An 18,836-nucleotide genomic window follows, 5' to 3' on the forward strand; every position below is an offset into this window, starting at 1 on the left:
CCCAAGTCATTAATCGAAGGTGGGCGTATCGAGGCTGAAGCCTCTCCTACAGGTAGGCGGGGCGGGTGCGCCGTTTAGCTTTCCTGCGCGCGATACGCGCCGGGCGTTAACCCGGTCCATTTTTTGAACGCCCGATGAAACGCCGACGGTTCGGAAAACCCGAGCTGCTCGGCGATGTCTTGAATGGCCAGGTTGTCGCGGCCCAGGTGGTAAATCGCTAAATCGCGGCGCAGGTGGTCTTTGAGTTCTTGAAAGCTCGAGCCTTCTTCGCGCAGATGTCGGCGCAGGGTTTGTGGGCTCATGTGCAGTTGTTGAGCCACGGTGTCGAGGTCGGGCCATTCGCTGCAGTCGCGCCCGAGCAGGCGGCGGATTTGGCTGATCAGGCTGTCGCCGCCATCGGGCCGGGCGAGCAGGTCGGCGGGCGAGTGTTCGAGGAAATGCTTGAGCGTGCGTTCGTCTTGCAGCAACGGCATCGCCAGGTATCGCGCCTGAAACAGCAGGCTGGTGCTGCCGGCCGAAAAGCGCCGCGCGTTTGGAAACAGCAGGTCGTACTCGGCGCTGTGCTCCGGTTCGGCGTGGCGAAAGGTGGCTTCTTGCAGGCGAATGCGCTGGCCGATCAGCCAACTGGCCAGGCGGTGCCAGATCACCAGCAGGCTTTCCACTAGAAAGTGGTCCGGGTCGAGCAGGTTGCTGTCATCGACCGTGAGCCGCGCCCATTCACCTTCGCGGCTGAGGGTGATGTTCGGTGCGTCGTCAAACAGGCTGTAAAACAGGGTGCCGCGCAGCAACGCTTTTTCCAGCGTGTGGCAGTGGATCAGGGCGTAACACATCATCGCGAAGGTGCCGGGTTTGCTGCGGCTGCGGCCAAAGCCCATGTATTCGTCGGCGAGCGTTTCCCACAGCAATTGCATCAGCCGGGCGAACTGTTCCGGTGCCACGCGGGCGCGCGGCTCGCCGAGCAGCGCTGGCTGGATGTTCGCCTCGCGCAGCAACGCCGTGCAGTCCACACCCTGGCGCTCGGCGCCACGCAGGGCGGCACGAACGAAATGGCTGGCGATTGTGCGTTCACGCATGGACGGGGCTCGGCAGAAAAGGCCGGTCGATGGTAAGCACGGCGTTGCAGCGGAACAAGGGTTGTGTCCTTGGCTATGCTTTTTGTAGGCGGTTTTCCCCCAGCCGTGCGGCGGTGGCGGGGGATATCCGCCAGTGGCTGGCGGAAAGCCGCCAAAAGCGACGCCATTTTGCTCGGGTTTTGTTTGCAACTCGCTGAATTTAAAGGGATTGGAGCGCTTTCGTAAGGATGGCATGACCTCTGCAATAGGCAATCAAGGCTTGCAGCTATGCAGGCTGGCCAACAACAAATCCCTCCGGTTCAGGAGGGTTAGCGCACAGGCAGCGCGCGCGTTTGGAATGACGCCGTGCAGTCGTTGAGGAACATGCCATGACCCGCAAACCGTTCTATAAGGTTCTTTATGTTCAAGTGCTGGTAGCCATCGCTATCGGCGTGTTGCTTGGGCACTTCTACCCAGACACTGCTGTTGCCCTCAAGCCGCTCGGCGACGGGTTCGTCAAGCTGATCAAAATGATCATCGCCCCCATAATTTTCTGCACCGTGGTTACCGGTATTGCCGGCATGCAGAGCATGAAAGCAGTCGGCAAAACCGGCGGTTACGCGCTGCTCTACTTCGAAATCGTTTCCACCATCGCCCTGCTGATTGGCCTGTTCGTGGTCAACATCGTGCAGCCTGGCGTTGGCATGCACATCGACCCCGCGTCGCTGGATACCTCGGGTATCGCGGCTTACGCAGCGGCCGGTGAAAAACAAAGCACCATCGAGTTCATCATGAACGTGATTCCGGCCACGGTGGTCGGTGCCTTTGCCGGTGGTGACATCCTGCAAGTGCTGTTCTTCTCGGTCCTGTTCGGCTACGCCTTGCACCGCGCGGGTGACTACGGTCGTCCGGTGTTCGATTTCATCGAACGCATCTCGCAAGTGTTCTTCGGCATCATCGGCGTGATCATGAAAGTCGCACCGCTGGGCGCCCTGGGTGCCATGGCCTTCACCATCGGTAAATACGGTGTGGGTTCGCTGGTGCAGTTGGGCTACCTGATGGCCTGCTTCTACATCACCTGCCTGCTCTTCGTGCTGGTGGTACTGGGCGGCATCGCGCGCTTCCACGGCTTTAGCATTCTCAAGTTCGTGCGCTACATCCGTGAGGAACTGCTGATCGTGCTCGGCACGTCGTCTTCGGAAACCGCGCTGCCGCGCATGATCGACAAGATGCAGAAACTGGGTGTGAACAAGTCGGTGGTGGGTCTGGTGATTCCAACCGGTTACTCGTTCAACCTCGACGGTACCTCCATTTACCTGACCATGGCCGCCGTGTTTATCGCGCAAGCCACCGACACGCCGATGGATATTTCCCATCAGGTTGCCCTGATTCTGGTGCTGCTGATTGCTTCCAAAGGCGCAGCGGGCGTGACCGGTAGCGGCTTTATCGTGTTGGCGGCCACCTTGTCGGCCGTCGGCCATCTGCCGGTTGCCGGTCTGGCGCTGATTCTCGGCATCGACCGTTTTATGTCCGAAGCCCGCGCCCTGACCAACCTCGTTGGTAACGGCGTGGCGACCATCGTGGTCGGCAAGTGGTGTGGCCAGGTTGATAACGAAACCCTGCAGCGCGAGCTGGAACAAGGCGCTACCGCTGAAGTGGTGGCGGTTGAAGGCGAGAGCAAGCCTGCGCATGGCTAATTAGGTTTTACGGTTTACTGCCTCTTCACGAGAGAGGAAGCTTTTACAGCCCGTCCTATGACGGGCTTTTTTTTCCTTTGATTTTCGTAGGAGCCAGCTTGCTGGCGAACCCTGCACACCTCGGCTGGGTTTGGCGTTTCCAGGGTTCGCGACCAAGGTCGCTCCTACAGTCGAGCTCGCCTTTTCCAGGAATCGCGGCTAAAGCCGCTCCCACAAATCAACATATCCTTATGCAATAAAAGTCCTTGGCGACTTTTGCTTATGCCCTTATCTTCTCGTCACAACTTGTTATAACAAGTGCCGAAACAGCGACGAGAAATCCCATGGCCGAGTTAATTCCCCTGTCCCCCGTTCCCTTGTACAGCCAGCTTAAAGACGTGCTGCGCGCACGCATTCTCGATGGCACGTACCCGGCACTTAGCCGCATGCCGTCCGAAAGCGAGCTGGGCACGGCCTTTGCGGTTAGTCGCATTACGGTGCGCCAGGCCTTGGGTGATTTGCAGAAGGAAGGGCTGATTTTCAAGATTCACGGCAAGGGCACATTTGTGGCCAAGCCCAAGGCGTTTCAGAACGTCAGCACCTTGCAGGGCCTCGGTGAGTCGATGCGGCAGATGGGCTACGAGGTGATCAACCGTCTGCACAGCGTCAAGCATGTGCCGGCCTCGGTGTTGGTGGCCGAGCGGTTGCAGGTGGAAGAGGGCGCGCCGGTCACCGAAATCAAGCGCGTGCGCTTGGTGAACCGCGAACCCATTTCCCTGGAAGTGACCTACGTGCCGGCCCATCTGGGCGAGCGGCTGGAGAAGGCCGATCTGGTCACCCGCGACATCTTCCTGATTCTGGAAAACGACTGCGGCATCGCCCTGGGCCACGCCGATTTGGCCATTGACGCCATTCTCGCCGACGCCGATTTAACCCGCGCGCTGAACGTGGAAGAGGGCGCACCGATCATGCGCATCGAACGCCTGACCCACGATGCCGACGGCACGCCGCTGGATTTCGAACACCTCTATTACCGCGGCGATGCCTTCCAGTACCGCCTGCGCATTGACCGCCACAAAGGACGTCACGCATGAGCCAGTACCAAACCCTCGAGCGCGAGTACGACATCGTCATCATCGGCGGCGGCACGGCCGGCCCCATGGCGGCGATCAAGGCCAAAGAACGCAACAAAAACCTGCGCGTGCTGCTGCTGGATAAAGCCAACGTGAAACGCAGCGGCGCCATCTGCATGGGCATGGACGGCCTCAACAACGCCATCATTCCCGGCCACGCCACGCCCGAGCAGTACACCAAGGAAATTACCGTGGCCAACGACGGCATCGTCAACCAGGCCGCCGTGTATGCCTATGCCACCCACAGCTTCGAAACCATCGAGCAACTGGACCGCTGGGGCGTGAAGTTCGAGAAGGACGAAACCGGCGACTACGCGGTGAAAAAGGTTCACCACATGGGCGCCTACGTGTTGCCGATGCCAGAAGGGCACGACATCAAGAAAGTGCTGTACCGCCAGCTCAAACGCGCCCGGGTTGAAATCACCAACCGCGTAATCGCCACCCGTTTGCTTACCGACGCCGACGGCACGGTTAACGGCGTGATGGGGTTCGACAGCCGCACCGCCGATTTTCATCTGATCAAAGCCAAGGCCGTAATTCTCTGCTGCGGCGCGGCCGGGCGCCTTGGTTTGCCGGCCTCCGGTTACCTGATGGGCACCTACGAAAACCCCACCAACGCCGGCGACGGTTATGCCATGGCCTACCACGCCGGGGCCGAGCTAGCGAACCTGGAGTGCTTTCAGATCAACCCGTTGATCAAGGACTACAACGGCCCGGCGTGCGCCTACGTCACCGGCCCGCTGGGCGGCTACACCGCGAACAACAAAGGCGAGCGCTTTATCGAGTGCGACTACTGGAGCGGGCAAATGATGTGGGAGTTTCACCAGGAGCTGGAAAGCGGCAATGGCCCGGTGTTTCTCAAGCTCGATCATCTGGCTGAAGAAACCATCCAGAACATCGAAGAGATTCTGCACAGCAACGAACGCCCGAGCCGCGGCCAGTTCCACGCCAACCGGGGCACCGACTACCGCCAGAGCATGGTGGAAATGCACATCTCGGAAATCGGCTTCTGCTCCGGCCACAGCGCCTCTGGCGTGTGGGTGAACGAGCGCGCCGAAACGTCGGTAAAGGGCTTGTACTCGGCTGGCGACATGGCCGCCGTGCCGCATAACTACATGCTCGGCGCCTTCACCTACGGCTGGTTTGCCGGCCACAACGCCGCCGATTACGTGGCCGAACGCGACTTCACTGCGCTGGATGACGAGCAAATCGAGCGCGAGCGTGCGCGGGTGTACGCACCGCTGCTGCGCGAGCACGGCCTGCCGCCGGCGCAGGTGGAATACAAGCTGCGCCGCTTCGTAAACGACTACCTGCAACCGCCGAAAGTGACCAAGAAAATGCAGCTGGGGCTCGACCGTTTCGCCGCCATCGAGCACGACCTTGATCAGCTCAAGGCCAACAACCCGCACGAACTGATGCGCGCCCTGGAAGTAAGCGTGATCCGCGACTGCGCCGAAATGGCCGCCCGCGCCTCGCTGTTCCGCACCGAAAGCCGCTGGGGTTTGTACCACCATCGCGTCGACCACCCGCAGCGCAACGACGCCGACTGGTTCGTGCACTGCCACCTGCACAAAGGCGCGGACGGGCGCATGACCAGCTTCAAGAAACCGGTGGAACCGTACCTGATCGCCCTCGATGACGAAGAGCAGCAGGCCTACAACCGCCTGCGCGTAAAGGCCGAAGCGGCCGCCTGAACCTAACGAGAGAGCCAGAGGCTCCGAGGACACCGTGTCATGGCCTATCAGCCCCAGGAAATTTTCTTCCGCAGCAACGCGCCAGTGACCATCGACGAAGACAAATGCATCGCCGAAAAAGGCTGCACCGTCTGCGTCGAGGTCTGCCCCATGGACCTGCTGGCCATCAACCCAGCCACGCAAAAGGCCTACATGGCGTTCGACGAGTGCTGGTATTGCATGCCCTGCGAAAAAGACTGCCCGACCGGGGCGGTGAAGGTTGAGATTCCGTATTTGTTGAGTTAATCCCGACGCCGCCACAGCCCCTGTAGGAGAGGCTTTAGCCTCGATGCTTTTAAGAGGCGCGTCGGCTCAACACAAAAACCTAAAAACAAACCTCCGTCATCCTCGCGCAGGCGGGGATCCAGAATCTCCGATCTATCCGAAATTCTGGATCCCGAATCGTCGGACCGCCGCCTTCGCGAGGATGACGGTGAAAAGTCAGATGACGGTGAAAAGTCAGATGACGGTGAAACGCCAGATGACGGTGGAAAAGCCAGACGACGGCGGAAAAAGTTTAGAAATTGCCATCCGGAAAAAACCGGACGCCTTGCCCGCAAAACCCCCTCGTTTCCCACCACCAAAACCGTGGCGGAGACGATTCAAAAACAACCAAAGATTCGAGGGGAAACACCCATGCACTTACGCACTCTCGCCAGCCTGGCGCTGGCCATCGGCCTGGCTTCCACCCAGGCCCACGCGGAAAAAATCCGTATCGCCATCGGCACCCAGGACACCACCATCAACTGCGCCACCGGCGGCCTGCTGATTCGGGAGTTGGGCCTGTTGGACAAATACCTGCCGCACGACGGCAAGTACAAAGACGCCACCTACGAGGTGGAATGGAAGAACTTCACCAGCGGTGCGCCGCTGACCAATGAAATGGTCGCCGGCAAGCTGGATTTCGGCGCCATGGCGGATTTCCCCGGCTCGTTCAATGGCGTGGCGTTTCGCGATGCCGGCAAGCAGAGCCTGTTTATCAGCGTGTTGTCGGGCAGCACCACGGGCAGTGGCAACGGCATTGTGGTGCCGGCCTCGTCCAGCGTGCAGTCGTTGGCGCAGTTGAAGGGCAAGACCATTTCCGTGCCGTTCGCCTCCACCGCCCACGGCATGTTGTTGCGCGCCGTCGCAGCTCAAGGCTGGGACCCGGAAAAAGACGTGAAGATCATCGCCCAGGCGCCGGAAATCGCCGGCTCGGCCCTGCGCAGCAACCGCATCGAAGCGCACGCCGACTTCGTGCCGTTCGCCGAGTTGTTCCCCAACCGGGGCTTCGCTCGGAAAATTTACGACGGCTCACAAGCCAACGCGCCCACGTTCCACGGCGCCCTTGTGGCGGCCGATTACGCCAAGCAGTACCCGGAAATCGTCACCGCTTATTTGCGGGCGAGCTTGGAGGCCGACCAGCTGATTGCCGCCGAGCCGGAGAAATACAGCGAGCTGATCGAGAAGGTCACCGGCGTCGAAGCCGAGGTGAATTACCTGTTCCACGGCCCGCTCGGTTTGCAGACGCGCGACCTGACCTGGAAGCCGGAATACCGCAAAGCGGTGGCCACGGCGATCGACACGCTCAAGCTGCTGAAGAAGACCGATAAGGGCCTGGATGTCGACAAGTTCGTCGACGACCAGTACATCCGCGCGGCGTTTAAACAGTCCGGCCAGGACTACGACAAAGCGCTGGCCAACTACGCCCCGGCGCCGCTCAAGGCCAACGACGCGATCACCGGCAAACCGATCACCGACTTCAAACGCCTGGCGCAAATCTGGGTACGCGGCGAAGACAAAGTGCGCCACTACAGCTCGCCGGAAGAAGCGCTCAAAGCCCTGGCTGCGTTGGAAAAAGAAGGCAAAGACATCCGCGCCATCTACGCCCAGGCGGCCGACAGCGGCATCAAATTGCTCGCCAGCCAGGCGTGGTTTGTGCGCAACGACAAGGGCGAGGTGAATGCGTTTTTGCTGAAGGATCAGGCGGTCGCGTATGCCAGCGCTAAGGGCGGCACGGCGTTGGATTTTGCCAGTGTTAACCAGCAGTCCGTCGCGGGGCTTTGAGTTCGCCGAGACCGCGCATGACGTGAATTCAGGGTCCCGAATCGTCGGACCACCGCCTGCGCAGGGATGACGGAGTCATTTCATCCAACCACCGTGATTCCGGCGCAGGCCGGAATCCAGAATCTTGTAGGAGTACGCAGTGAACCGTTCCACCCTTTACCGCTGGCCCCTACGCCTAATCTCACTGGCCGCCTGCCTGCTGTTCTGGCACGTCGCCGCCAGCCACCACCTGGATTTCGGCTTGCTGACGTTCACCTACGTGCCCACCCCAAGCGCCGTGGCTCAAGCCGCCGTGGCGCTGGTGGAGAGCAGCAAGTTGTGGGCGCATCTGTCGAGCAGCCTGATGCGGGTGTTCGCCGGTTACCTGGCGGCCGCGTTGTTCGGCGTGCTGCTGGGCGTGGCCATCGGCCGCTGGAAGTGGGCGCAAGACACGCTGTTGCCGCCGCTGGAAGTGCTGCGGCCGATTCCGGCGGTGGCGTGGATTCCCCTGGCGATTCTGATGTTTCCCTCGTCCGAGCTGTCGATGGTGTTTATCACCTTCACCGGCGCGCTGTTCCCGGTGCTGCTCAATACCGTGCACGGCGTCGAGGGCGTTGACCCGCGTTTGATTGCCTCGGCGCGCAGCCTGGGGGCGGGGCGTTGGGCCATTTTGCGGGAGGTGGTGTTGCCGGGCGCGGCGCCGAGCATCGTCACCGGTTTGGCTATCGGCATGGGCACCTCGTGGTTCTGCCTGGTGACGGCGGAAATGATCTCCGGGCAGTTCGGCATCGGCTACTACACGTGGGAGTCCTACACCATTCAAAACTACCCGGACATTATCGTCGGCATGCTGCTGATCGGCGTGCTGGGCATGGGCAGCAGCGCCCTGGTTAAACGTTTGGGCGCCCTGGTGACGCCCTGGTATCGGGGGAACAATGGATGACCAGTCACGAACATTTTCTGGCGGCCGGGCGCATCGATGTCGAGCGCCTGACCATTCGCTTGGGGCGGGGCGCGCAAGCGTTCGAGGCGGTGCAAACGTTGGATTTCAGCGTCGCGGCGGGCGAGTTTGTGTGCATTCTCGGGCCGTCGGGTTGCGGGAAATCGACCTTGCTCGGCGCCCTGGCCGGGCACTTGCAGCCCAGTGCCGGCGTGTTGCGCGTGGATGGCGAGGTGGTCGATGGCCCCTCGCCAACGCGCGGCATGGTGTTTCAGCACCACACCCTGCTGTCCTGGCGCAGCGTGCTCGATAACGTCGCCTTCGGCTTGAAGATGCAGGGCCTGAACAAGACCGCGCGGCGCCAGCAAGCGCAGGATTTTTTGCGTTTGGTGGGCCTGCAAGATTTCGCCAGCCGTTGGCCCAATCAGCTTTCCGGCGGCATGCAGCAGCGCGCTGAAATCGCCCGCGTGCTAATTAATCGGCCGCGCCTGTTGCTGATGGACGAACCCTTTGGCGCCCTCGACGCGCAAACCCGTGGGCGTATGCAGGAACTGCTGCTGGACATCTGGGGACGCATCCGCACCACCGTGGTGTTCGTCACTCATGACATCGACGAAGCGCTGTTTCTGGCCGACCGCATTCTGGTGATGAGCCCGCGTCCCGGCCGTTTTATCGAAGACCTGCGCGTGGACTTTTCCCGCCCACGCCGCGCCGAGCTGCTGACCAGCCCGGCCTTCACCCACCTCAAACGCCACTGCCTGGAACTGCTGCGCCACGAAGAAGGGCGCGAGCTGCCTCGGCTTACGCCGCTGGGTTTGCCCAGCGATCATCCGCCTCTGCGAATAGCCCTATGACTGATCTGACAGAACTGCACACCGACAACCCCGACATTCTTGCCCTGCAACCGCGCCTGGACAGCAGCGATGCCGGCGTACGCCGCATCGCCCTAATCGAGTTGGCCGACCTCGAAGACCCGGACGGCCTGCCGTGGCTGACCCGCGCCCTGGCCAGCGATAGCGCTGCCGAGGTGCGCAGCGAAGCCGCGCGCTTGCTCGAAGCCTGGGAAGAAGACGAGGTGGTGAACGCGTTATGCGCCGCCCTGGCCGATGCCGACGAAGCGGTGCGCGGCGCGGCGGCGCAAAGCTTGAGCGAGCTGAAAACCCTAGAAGCCGGCCGCGTGGTGCTGCCGTGGGCCGCCCATGGCGATGCGTTTGTGCGCGCCAGCGCGTTGCGTGCATTGCGTGAACTGCGCCTGCCGGAAAGCGCGCCGGCCGCCGTGTTGGCGCTGAACGACAGCGATGCTTTTGTGCGCCGCGAGGCGGTGGGTATTCTGGGTTGGCTCAAGCAGCACAGCGCGTTGCCCGAGCTGGCGCGCCTGGCCAGCGGCGACCCGGACGCCGAAGTGCGCCGCGCCGCCACCGGCGCCCTCGGGCTGGCCAGCGATGTCAGCGTGCTCCCTGCGTTGCAGGCGGCGTTGGTGGATCCGGCCTGGCAAGTGCGTGAAGAGGCGGCCACCACTCTCGGCAAAGTCGGCGCTACCGATGCTGGCCCCAGCCTGATCGCCGCCTTGCAAGACGACTACTGGCAAGTGCGCCTGCGTGCCGCGCGGGCCTTGGGAAAATTGCGCTTTGCCGGGGCCTTGGCGGCGCTGGTCGAGGTGCTGGGCCATTCCATCAGCAACCTGCGCAAAGAGGCCGCGTTGGCGTTGGGCGACTTGGCCGACGGCGCCGCACTGCCCGCGTTGCAAGCCGCCGAGCACGACAGCGATCCGGAAGTGCGCAAAGCCGTACGCATCGCCATCGCCCAGCTTCAGGTGCAGGCGTAATGGACGCGCCCGTGGCGTTGCGCAATCGCCGGCAAGAACGGCAGTTGCTGATCGAGTGGACGGTCGGCATTGCCGTTGAGTTGAGCCACGCTAAGTTGCGCGGCGCCTGCCCGTGTTCCGGCTGTAAGGCCGCGCGAATGGGCGGGCGCATTGCGCTGGTGGACGAAAGCGTGCAACTGACCGGTATTCATCCGCAGGGCTACGGCGTGCAGCTGGTGTTCAGCGACGGGCACGAGCGCGGCATTTATCCGTGGGACTATCTGCGTGGTTTAGCGTGACGGCGGCTTTGGCGCGACGCGATTGACGCGTTAACATCCGGCGCTTCGAGGTTTTGGGAAGTACCGCAGCGTGAGCACGCCAATCATCACCACCGAAGGCCATGAAGCGCTCAAGCAAGAGCTGGATTATCTCTGGCGCGTGAAACGGCCAGACACCACGCAAAAAGTCACCTGGGCGGCCTCGCTCGGCGACCGCAGCGAAAACGCCGACTACCAGTACAACAAGAAACTGCTGCGCGAAATCGACCGCCGCGTGCGTTATTTGCGCAAGCGTTTGGAAGACATGCGCGTGGTCGCCTATTCGCCAGAACAGGAGGGCCGCGTGTTCTTTGGCGCGTGGGTAGAAATTGAAAATGACGACGGCGAAACCAAGCGTTTTCGCATCGTCGGCTACGACGAAATTCACGGCCGCAACGACTACATCTCCATCGACTCCCCGATGGCGCGGGCGCTGCTGAAGAAAGCAGTGGGCGACGAATTTATGGTGCAGACGCCCGAAGGCGAGAAGTGGTGGTGGGTGAATGTGATTGAGTACGTGAAGCCCGAATAGCGCTGTTCTGTAGGAGCGAGCTTGCTCGCGAACCCTGCAAACATCGATAACCGGTGCTGGCGCGGTTCGCGAGCAAGCTCGCTCCTACAGGGCTGACGTTAGCCCTCGCGCAATACCGTCAACGGGCTGGCAATCAAGGCGCGGCGGGTGCCGATCACGCCAGCGGTTCCGACCAGCAGGGCGCCGATCAGGGGCAGTATCAGCAGCCACCAATGCGGCGCCCAGGCCATGTCGAAGGCGAAGCGGTAGAGCAGAAAGCTCACCAGTTCGCTGCCCAGCGCGGCCAGCAAACCGCTGGCAATTCCCAGCACGCCAAACTCCGCCAATCGCGCCCGTTGCAGCACTTTGCGCTCGGCACCCAACGCGCGCAGCAGGGCGCCTTGGCGGATGCGCTCGTCCAGCGTGGCCTGCAGGCCGGCGAACAGCACGGTGAGCCCGGCCGCCAGCACGAACAACAGCACGTACTCCACCGCCAGCGTCACCTGGGCAAGGATGCTGCGCAGTTGCGCCAGAATCGCTTCAATCTGCAGCAGGGTCACCGCCGGAAACGCCCGCGACAGTTCCACCAACGCCTGCTCTTGCTGCGGCGGCAGGTAGAAGCTGGTGAGGTAGGTCACGGGCAGGTCTTGCAGCGTGCCGGGTTCGAAGATCATGTAGAAGTTGGGCTGGAAGGTGTCCCAGTCAACTTCACGCAAGCTGGTGACCACTGCGTCGCGGTCGAGCCCGCCAACGCTAAAACGCAGGCGGTCGCCGAGTTTCACTTTCAGGCTTTCGGCCAGCTTGCTTTCAATCGACACGCCCGGCATGTCGCCCTTGGGCTCGGCACTCCACCAGCTGCCGGCCACCAGTTTGTTGCTCACGGGCATGTCGGCGGCCCAGGTCAGGCTCAGGTCGCGGCGCACGGCGCGGTCGCCGGTGGAGTCTTTGCTCACCACTTGTTTAACCGGCTGGCCGTTGATAGCGATCAGGCGACCCGGCACCACCGGATACAGCGGAGCAGGGTGGGGTGAGAGCTTCGCCAGGTGCGCGGCGAAGGCGTCTTTGTCGCCGGGCAGCACGTTGAGGGCGAAGTAGTTGGGAGCGTCTTTGGGCAATTGCTGTTGCCAGTTATCCAGCAGCTCGCCACGCAGCAGGGCGATAAGTGCCATGGACAGCAGAATCAGGCCGAAGGCCAGCGACTGTCCGGCTGCAGCCAGCGGATGGCGCAGCAGTTGGCCGAGACCCAAGCGCATCGGCAACGGCGCGCCGGCCAGCAGGCGACGCAAGCCTTGCAGCCCGAGCACCAGTGCGCCGCCCAATACCAAGGCGGCGACAAGACCGCCGCCGAGCAAGGCGAGGGTCAGCGGCAGGTCGAGGCTCAGGCGCCACATAATCAAGGTCAGCGCGCCCAGCGCCGTGCCGTAAACCAGCCAGGAACTCGGCGGCACGGGCATCAGGTCGCGGCGTAGAACCCGCAGCGGCGGTACGCGGCCCAACGCCGCCAAGGGCGGCAGGGCAAAGCCGGCGAGGGCGACCAGGCCGGTGGCGATACCGGCGACGGCGGGCATAACGCCGCCGCTGGGCACGGTAGCCGGCAACAAGCCGCCGAGCAGATGGAACAGGCCCAATTGCCCAAGCCAGCCAAGCAGCGCGCCTAGGCCCGCAGCCAGCAGACCGAGCATGGCTAACTGCAAGGTGAACACGGTGAGCGCTTCGCGGCGCGACAAGCCCAGGCAGCGCAGCAGGGCGCTGGCGTCGAAGCGTTTGGCGGCAAACCGCGCCGCGCACAAGGCCACGGCGACGCCGGCCAGCAACACGGCGGCCAGGCTGGACAAGTTCAGGTAGCGCTCGGCACGGCCCAGCGCGCCACCGACCTGGCGGTTGCCGTCGCGCGCGCCTTCAATTTTCTGATTGGCCGCGAGCATGGGTTTCAGCGCTTGGCGGTAGCGCTCAAGGTTTTCTGCGCTGCCGGTCCACAGTTCGGCATAGCGCACGCGGCTGCCGGGCTGAACCACGCCAGTGGCGGCCAGGTCGTCCATGTTCATCAAAAGGCGCGGCGTGAGACTGTAGAAGTCGCCGGCGCGGTCGGGTTCGTAGGTGAGCACGCGGCTCAGGCGCAAGGTTTTCGCGCCCACATCCACGCTGTCGCCCACCGTCACGTTCAGCGCCACCAGCAGCCGCGCTTCCACCCAGGCTTCACCAGGCGCCGGGCCGCCGCCGGTGGTTTCTTCGGCGTAGGGCGCGGGGGCGCTTTTCAGTTGGCCGCGCAACGGGTAACTGCTGCTTACGGCTTTAACGCTGGCTAGCTGAATGCCTTCGTCGGCGGCGATTACGCTGGAGAATTCCACCAGCTGCGCGTGTTGCAACTGCGCTTGTTTGCCGGCGTCGAGTTGCGCCTGTGTGGCGGGCGAGCTGCCGGTGAGCAGCATGTCAGCGCCAAGAAATTCGGTGGCGCGCAGTTGCATGGCGGCGTTCAGTCGCGCGCTGAAAAAGCCGATGGCGGTACTGGCCGCCACGGCAATCACCAAGGCGAAAAACAACACGCGCAACTCACCCGCACGTGTGTCGCGACGGAGCTGGCGGGCGGCGAGGTTGAGCAGACGGGAGAAGGGTAGGCGCGTCATCACGCCTCCGCTGTCTGCACGATATGCCCGGCTTCCAGGCGAATGCGGCGATGGCAGCGCTGCGCCAGGCGTTCGTCGTGGGTTACCAGCACCAGGGTGGCGCCGCGTTCCTGGTTGATTTCAAACAGCAGGTCACTGATGTGCTCGCCGGTGTGGGTGTCGAGGTTGCCGGTGGGTTCATCGGCAAACAGCACGGCGGGCTCGGCGGCAAAGGCGCGGGCGATGGCCACGCGTTGTTGCTCGCCGCCTGAGAGCTGACGCGGCGTGTGGGTCAGGCGTTTGCCCAGACCCACGCGCTCGAGCAAGTCGCGGGCACGGTCGCGGGCGTCACGCCGGCCTTCAAGCTCCAGCGGCAGCATCACGTTTTCCAGCGCGTTGAGGCTGTCGAGCAATTGAAACGACTGGAATACAAAGCCCACATGCTCGGCCCGCACGCGAGCGCGCTGGTCTTCGTCGAGGGTGTTGAGGGTGTGGCCGGCGAGGATGATTTCGCCGCTGCTGGGCAGGTCGAGGCCCGCCAACAAGCCGAGTAAGGTGGATTTTCCCGAACCGGAGGTGCCGACGATGGCAAGGCTGTCGCCGCGCAGCAGGTCGAGGGAGAGGTCGTGCAGGATGGTCAAATCGCCTTCCGCGCTAGGAACCACTTTGCTAAGGTTCCGCGCAGTAAGAATGCTCGCAGTCATGGAGATTCCAATGCGTACATGGTGGGTAACGAGTGCCCTGGTGGTAATGCTTTGGGCACAAGGGGCGGTGGCAAGCACGGTGCTGGTCGTCGGCGATAGTATCAGCGCCGGTTTGGGCCTGGAAACCAGTCAGGGCTGGGTCAACTTGTTACAAAAACGCCTGCAAACCGATGGCTTCGACGACAAAGTGGTCAATGCCTCCATCAGCGGCGACACCAGCGCAGGCGGCCTCGCGCGGCTGCCCGCGCTGCTCTCAGAGCATAAGCCGAGCGTGGTGGTGATCGAGTTGGGCGGTAATGACGGGCTGCGTGGCCAGCCGCCGGGCCAATTGCAACAGAACCTTGCGGCGATGGTGGACCAGGCCCAGCAGACCGGCGCCAAGGTGCTGATGCTCGGCATGCGCCTGCCGCCCAATTATGGCGAGCGCTACAACAAGGCATTCGCCGCGACCTTCACTGAGGTGGCGGCGCAGAAGCAGGTGCCGCTGGTGCCGTTCTTCCTTGAAGGGGTTGGCGGCGTGCCGGAGCTGATGCAGGCCGACGGCATTCACCCGGCTGCGGGTGCGCAATCGAAGTTACTCGACAACGCCTGGCCGGCGCTGAAGCCGTTGTTGTAGGGCGATACGCTTGGCTGTTTTCGGCGTCGTTGTTCGGACGCGGCTGATGGACGGAGCGTTTAAAAAGGTCTGCTGAGAAGGCTTTTTTATGCGCCACCTTTCGGCTAAGGTGGCGCCGTCTCCAGGAGCCTTCAATGCCGCGCCCCGCTTGGTCTTTACACGCTTACCAACTGATCGAACCCGACGAGCAACTCGACCTGTTCGCGTGCCGTGAAGTGCGTGTGCATCTGGTGGCTCGCCAGCTTGAATTGAGCGGTCATGCCGACCGCACGTTATGCGGCGGTTTGCTGCCGGCGCAGCCCAAATGGGTGAATCTGGAAAAGCCGCTGCTGCGCGACAAGCGCCTGTGCACCGCGTGCTATGCCACGCTCCAGGCCCAGCGCGACGGCGACCGCCCGCGCTGGCCGGGCGTTTAGGCCACTCCCGGCCGCCCGTGAGCGCGTGTACAATCGCGTTCTTTTCTCACTCGCTATTCAGCCAAGGATCACCGGATGTTGTCGCGCGCTCCTGCAGTCGCCCGTTCCCTGTCACTCGCCGCGCTGTTCGCGGTCGGCCCTGCCGCAGCACTGGAATTCCCGCTGCCGCCACCGGGCGAAGACATCATTGGCCAGGTTCAGGTCATCACCGCCAAGTACGAAGACACCTTCGCCGACATCGGCGTGGCGAATGATCTGGGCTATCTGGAAATGGTCGCCGCTAACCCTGGCGTTGACCCGTGGTTGCCAGGCGTAGGCACGCAAATTATTTTGCCGACCCGCTTCGTGCTGCCGCCGGGCCCGCGTGAGGGCATCGTGATCAACCTGGCTGAGTACCGCCTGTATTACTTCCCGAAAGGGCAGAACGTGGTGCACACCTACCCGTTGGGCATTGGCCGTGAAGGCTGGGGTTCGCCGATCAACGTCACCACCATTACCGCCAAAACCGCCAACCCGGCGTGGTACCCACCGGCCTCGATTCGCGCTGAACACGCCGCCGACGGTGATCCATTGCCGAGCGTGGTGCCGCCAGGTCCGGACAATCCGCTCGGTCCGTTCAAATTCAACCTCGGCCTGCCGGGTTACCTGATTCACGGCTCGAACAAGAAGTTCGGCATCGGCATGCGCGTGAGCCACGGTTGTTTCCGCATGCTCAACAACAACGTGTTGGAACTGGCGAAGCTGGTGCCAGTGGGCACCAAAGTGCGCATCCTCAACGACCCGTACAAATTCGGCGTGAGCAACGGCAAGGTTTACCTGGAAGCGCACACGCCGCTGGACGACAACGGCAACCCGTCGGTCGTGGACAAACACACCGCCGTGATCAACGCCCTGCTCAAACGCGAAGACCTCACCAACAGCGTGAGCCTGGACTGGGAAGTGGTGCGCGACGTGGTCGCCGCCGAAGACGGCCTGCCCGTGGAAATCGCCACGCCCGGCTCGGTCGTCGCCAACACCGCGCCGGTTGTGCAGTAAGCCGCCACACAACAAAAAGCCCGCTGCCGGTTAACCCCGCAGCGGGCTTTTTGTTGCGTGTCGGAAAATCGAGAACCTGTAGGAGCGGCTTTAGCCGCGAGCTTTTGATTTTCCCCTCTCAGCCATCACGCCGCTCCAGATCGAGCGAGCTAGAGCGGGGCAAGGCGAAAAGCGCTTTTCAAGCGCAGTTGGCTGTAGCCAATGAGCATTGAAAAGTGATTTTCAACGCAGCCCCGCCGACGCGCAGCCGATCGCTTTTTTACACGCGAAAAAAAGCCGGGCACTAGGCCCGGCTCAGCGCAATTACTTGCGGCTTGCTTTTTCCAGCATACGAGCAGCACGCTCGTTAGCTTCGTCAGCAGTTTGCTGAGCTTTCTGAGCAGCGGCCAGAGCTTCGTCAGCTTTGCGGTAGGCTTCGTCAGCACGAGCTTGAGCGCGAGCAGCAGCGTCTTCGGTAGCGGTCAGACGAGCTTCGGTTTCTTTGGTGGTGCTGCTGCAGCCGGTTGCCAGAACGGCAGCCAGAGCCAGAGCGGAAAGTTTCAGAACGTTGTTCATTGTGTTCCCCTTAAGGTGCATTTTTTCCATAAAGCGAATTGCCCCGAGCTCGAGGTAATTGGCCGGTCTACATACTACTCATTACTTGTAGTAAGTAAACGGACGCAGCGCCAGCGTTCCACTTTTTTTGGCGAAATTGAGTGCTATGTAAGCAAGCGGTAATAGTGTTGGATGAAAAGTATCCAGTTGCGGCCGCGACGTGTGCATTTACGACACCTAAAACGCCGCGCTCAGGGTTAATGTCCAGGCCACACTTTGGCACACCGTACGCCTTGTTTTTCCATCAACTAGCGGACAACAAACGCTTCGTTTTAAGTGTTGTTTCGCGTCTTTTAAACGCCGTGTCACACCGCCCATTTTCAGCAGTAGCTGGCACTTTGCCGGCCTGATAAGCTGCGCCGCACAAGACCTACAGCATCGTGCGTGTCGTGACAAAAAGGACGTCGGCGTGGCCAGAATCGTTAAATGGGGTTTGCTTTCGGTAATTGCCCTTGCCGTATTAATCAAGCTCTCGCTGTGGCTATCGGTGCGTTCGATCATGAACGATGCGATTGCGCAGTTATCGCCTTATATGGATATCACTTACGGCGGCATTACCTCCTCGTTCGATGGCCGCGTGGGTTTGGAAAACCTTACTGTGCGTGTGCCCATGATGGGCGACAGTGTTCGGGTTCAGCATGCGCAATTGAAGTTCAACGGCTTGGGTGAACTGTTGCGCTTCAAGGAAAGCCTGGCCGAGGGCAAGTTTCCGCAGCAATTGGCGGTAAACCTTAAAGGCCTGGCGCTCCATGTTCACGGCCCGTTTATGCAGCAGCTGTACGACGCGCCATCCAAGCGCAGCCTGTTCACGGCCATGAGTGAAGTGAGCTGCGGCAAAGTGCGTTTTATTGGCACCACGGAACTGTTGGACATGGGCTACCGCACCTTCGAAAGCGATGCAGAGTTCTCGTATCAGTTCGAGCCTGCGAAAAAGACCGTGCACTTTTCCATGACCGCCGACACCCGCGACATGGCCGAAGTAAAGCTGACCCTGGCCTTGGCCAATATGTCCGATAGCCCCGGCGACATGCGTGTGCATCCGCCGGAGTTGTCGTTGGTGGCCGTGGAAATCAATGACAACCAGTACCAGCGCAAGGTGCAGGAATACTGTGCCGGAAAGTTGGGGCAGACCAGCGAGGTCTACCTGAAAACAGCAGTGGAGCAGTTCGACAAAGTGATGCGCAGCCAGCGCGTGGCGTTGGACCCTGCGGTGCTCGATGCGTATGGCCGCTACCTGAAAGACCCGCAGTCGTTGCGGCTTGAGCTGAATCCGAACGCCGGTCTGAGCTGGGATGGCCTACAGTTCTTCGAAGCCAATGACGTAGTGGGCATGTTGCACCCGGCACTGTTGGTGAATCAGCAAGCGGTCTCGCCGGTGAGTTTCACCTGGTTCGACCCGAACGCGCGCAAAGAGCCGTTGCCCAATGAAATGATCGTGGCAGAAAAAGTTGAGTCAAATGCCGCGACACAGCAATATGAGTTCGTGAGTGTCGCCAGCCTGCCCGAATACGCTGGCAAGCGTTTGCAGTTCATTACCCACGACGGTACTTATTATCAGGGTGTGCTGCGCAAAGTGGAGAACGGCAAAGCCTACCTCAGTGTCCAATTTGGCTCGGGGTCGGCGGAAATGTTTCTGCGCTTGGATAAGATCGATAAGGTAAGGGTCATGTTCTAAGA

Annotated in this window: 18 protein-coding genes; 14 read left to right on the forward strand and 4 right to left on the reverse strand. The window is 61.7% G+C overall.

Annotation, left to right across the window (positions count from 1 at the left end):
• Nucleotides 1-74: 74 nt before the first annotated feature.
• A complete protein-coding gene (locus ACZZ0Q_RS08835; protein ID WP_463539291.1) occupies nt 75-1,073 on the reverse strand; it encodes an AraC family transcriptional regulator in 999 nt (332 codons plus the stop codon).
• Nucleotides 1,074-1,441: 368 nt separating this feature from the next.
• Between ACZZ0Q_RS08835 and ACZZ0Q_RS08840 the strand changes: the two genes are divergently transcribed.
• The 10 genes from ACZZ0Q_RS08840 to greB all read left to right on the forward strand — a co-directional run bounded on the left by ACZZ0Q_RS08840 (nt 1,442) and on the right by greB (nt 11,212).
• A complete protein-coding gene (locus ACZZ0Q_RS08840; protein ID WP_463539290.1) occupies nt 1,442-2,749 on the forward strand; it encodes a dicarboxylate/amino acid:cation symporter in 1,308 nt (435 codons plus the stop codon).
• Between the two features lie 323 nt (nt 2,750-3,072).
• Nucleotides 3,073-3,822 (forward strand): GntR family transcriptional regulator, encoded by a 750-nt coding sequence (locus tag ACZZ0Q_RS08845; RefSeq protein ID WP_463539289.1) that lies wholly within the window; start codon nt 3,073-3,075, stop codon nt 3,820-3,822.
• Nucleotides 3,819-5,555 carry a fumarate reductase/succinate dehydrogenase flavoprotein subunit gene (locus tag ACZZ0Q_RS08850; protein WP_463539288.1) on the forward strand — a complete coding sequence of 579 codons (1,737 nt, stop codon included), beginning with the start codon at nt 3,819-3,821 and terminating at the stop codon, nt 5,553-5,555. Before ACZZ0Q_RS08845 ends, ACZZ0Q_RS08850 begins: the two co-directional genes overlap by 4 nt.
• Before the next feature lie 39 nt (nt 5,556-5,594).
• Complete coding sequence (locus ACZZ0Q_RS08855) at nt 5,595-5,840, forward strand: 4Fe-4S dicluster domain-containing protein (protein WP_122450445.1); 246 nt, start codon at nt 5,595-5,597, stop codon at nt 5,838-5,840.
• Nucleotides 5,841-6,230: 390 nt separating this feature from the next.
• Entirely contained in the window at nt 6,231-7,640 is a 1,410-nt protein-coding gene (locus ACZZ0Q_RS08860; RefSeq protein WP_463539287.1) for an ABC transporter substrate-binding protein, read from the forward strand.
• Between the two features lie 139 nt (nt 7,641-7,779).
• Nucleotides 7,780-8,562 (forward strand): ABC transporter permease, encoded by a 783-nt coding sequence (locus ACZZ0Q_RS08865; protein ID WP_463539286.1) that lies wholly within the window; start codon nt 7,780-7,782, stop codon nt 8,560-8,562.
• On the forward strand, nt 8,559-9,413 hold the full coding sequence (locus ACZZ0Q_RS08870) for an ABC transporter ATP-binding protein (RefSeq protein ID WP_463560479.1): 855 nt from the start codon (nt 8,559-8,561) through the stop codon (nt 9,411-9,413). Before ACZZ0Q_RS08865 ends, ACZZ0Q_RS08870 begins: the two co-directional genes overlap by 4 nt.
• Before the next feature lie 5 nt (nt 9,414-9,418).
• Nucleotides 9,419-10,384, forward strand: a complete 966-nt coding sequence (locus tag ACZZ0Q_RS08875; protein ID WP_463542208.1) for a HEAT repeat domain-containing protein — start codon at nt 9,419-9,421, stop codon at nt 10,382-10,384.
• Entirely contained in the window at nt 10,384-10,662 is a 279-nt protein-coding gene (locus ACZZ0Q_RS08880; RefSeq protein ID WP_463539285.1) for a DUF971 domain-containing protein, read from the forward strand. Before ACZZ0Q_RS08875 ends, ACZZ0Q_RS08880 begins: the two co-directional genes overlap by 1 nt.
• Before the next feature lie 70 nt (nt 10,663-10,732).
• Complete coding sequence (gene greB, locus ACZZ0Q_RS08885) at nt 10,733-11,212, forward strand: transcription elongation factor GreB (RefSeq protein ID WP_463539284.1); 480 nt, start codon at nt 10,733-10,735, stop codon at nt 11,210-11,212.
• A gap of 98 nt (nt 11,213-11,310) precedes the next feature.
• Here the strand turns inward: greB and ACZZ0Q_RS08890 are convergent, their stop codons facing one another.
• Nucleotides 11,311-13,815 (reverse strand): ABC transporter permease, encoded by a 2,505-nt coding sequence (locus tag ACZZ0Q_RS08890; protein ID WP_463539283.1) that lies wholly within the window; start codon nt 13,813-13,815, stop codon nt 11,311-11,313.
• On the reverse strand, nt 13,815-14,498 hold the full coding sequence (locus ACZZ0Q_RS08895; RefSeq protein ID WP_463539282.1) for an ABC transporter ATP-binding protein: 684 nt from the start codon (nt 14,496-14,498) through the stop codon (nt 13,815-13,817). Before ACZZ0Q_RS08895 ends, ACZZ0Q_RS08890 begins: the two co-directional genes overlap by 1 nt.
• Before the next feature lie 10 nt (nt 14,499-14,508).
• On the opposite strand from ACZZ0Q_RS08895, the gene ACZZ0Q_RS08900 reads away from it, so the two are divergent.
• The 3 genes from ACZZ0Q_RS08900 to ACZZ0Q_RS08910 all read left to right on the forward strand — a co-directional run bounded on the left by ACZZ0Q_RS08900 (nt 14,509) and on the right by ACZZ0Q_RS08910 (nt 16,565).
• Nucleotides 14,509-15,114, forward strand: a complete 606-nt coding sequence (locus tag ACZZ0Q_RS08900; RefSeq protein WP_463539281.1) for an arylesterase — start codon at nt 14,509-14,511, stop codon at nt 15,112-15,114.
• Nucleotides 15,115-15,248: 134 nt separating this feature from the next.
• Entirely contained in the window at nt 15,249-15,530 is a 282-nt protein-coding gene (locus ACZZ0Q_RS08905) for a hypothetical protein (protein ID WP_122450455.1), read from the forward strand.
• A gap of 75 nt (nt 15,531-15,605) precedes the next feature.
• On the forward strand, nt 15,606-16,565 hold the full coding sequence (locus tag ACZZ0Q_RS08910; protein WP_463383072.1) for a L,D-transpeptidase family protein: 960 nt from the start codon (nt 15,606-15,608) through the stop codon (nt 16,563-16,565).
• Between the two features lie 303 nt (nt 16,566-16,868).
• Here the strand turns inward: ACZZ0Q_RS08910 and ACZZ0Q_RS08915 are convergent, their stop codons facing one another.
• A complete protein-coding gene (locus ACZZ0Q_RS08915; protein WP_122450457.1) occupies nt 16,869-17,120 on the reverse strand; it encodes an Lpp/OprI family alanine-zipper lipoprotein in 252 nt (83 codons plus the stop codon).
• A gap of 448 nt (nt 17,121-17,568) precedes the next feature.
• Here ACZZ0Q_RS08915 and ACZZ0Q_RS08920 point away from each other — a divergent pair, with 448 nt between their 5' ends.
• Nucleotides 17,569-18,834 (forward strand): hypothetical protein, encoded by a 1,266-nt coding sequence (locus ACZZ0Q_RS08920; RefSeq protein WP_463539280.1) that lies wholly within the window; start codon nt 17,569-17,571, stop codon nt 18,832-18,834.
• Nucleotides 18,835-18,836: the final 2 nt, after the last annotated feature.

The organism is Pseudomonas sp. AC070, assembly GCF_979258635.1.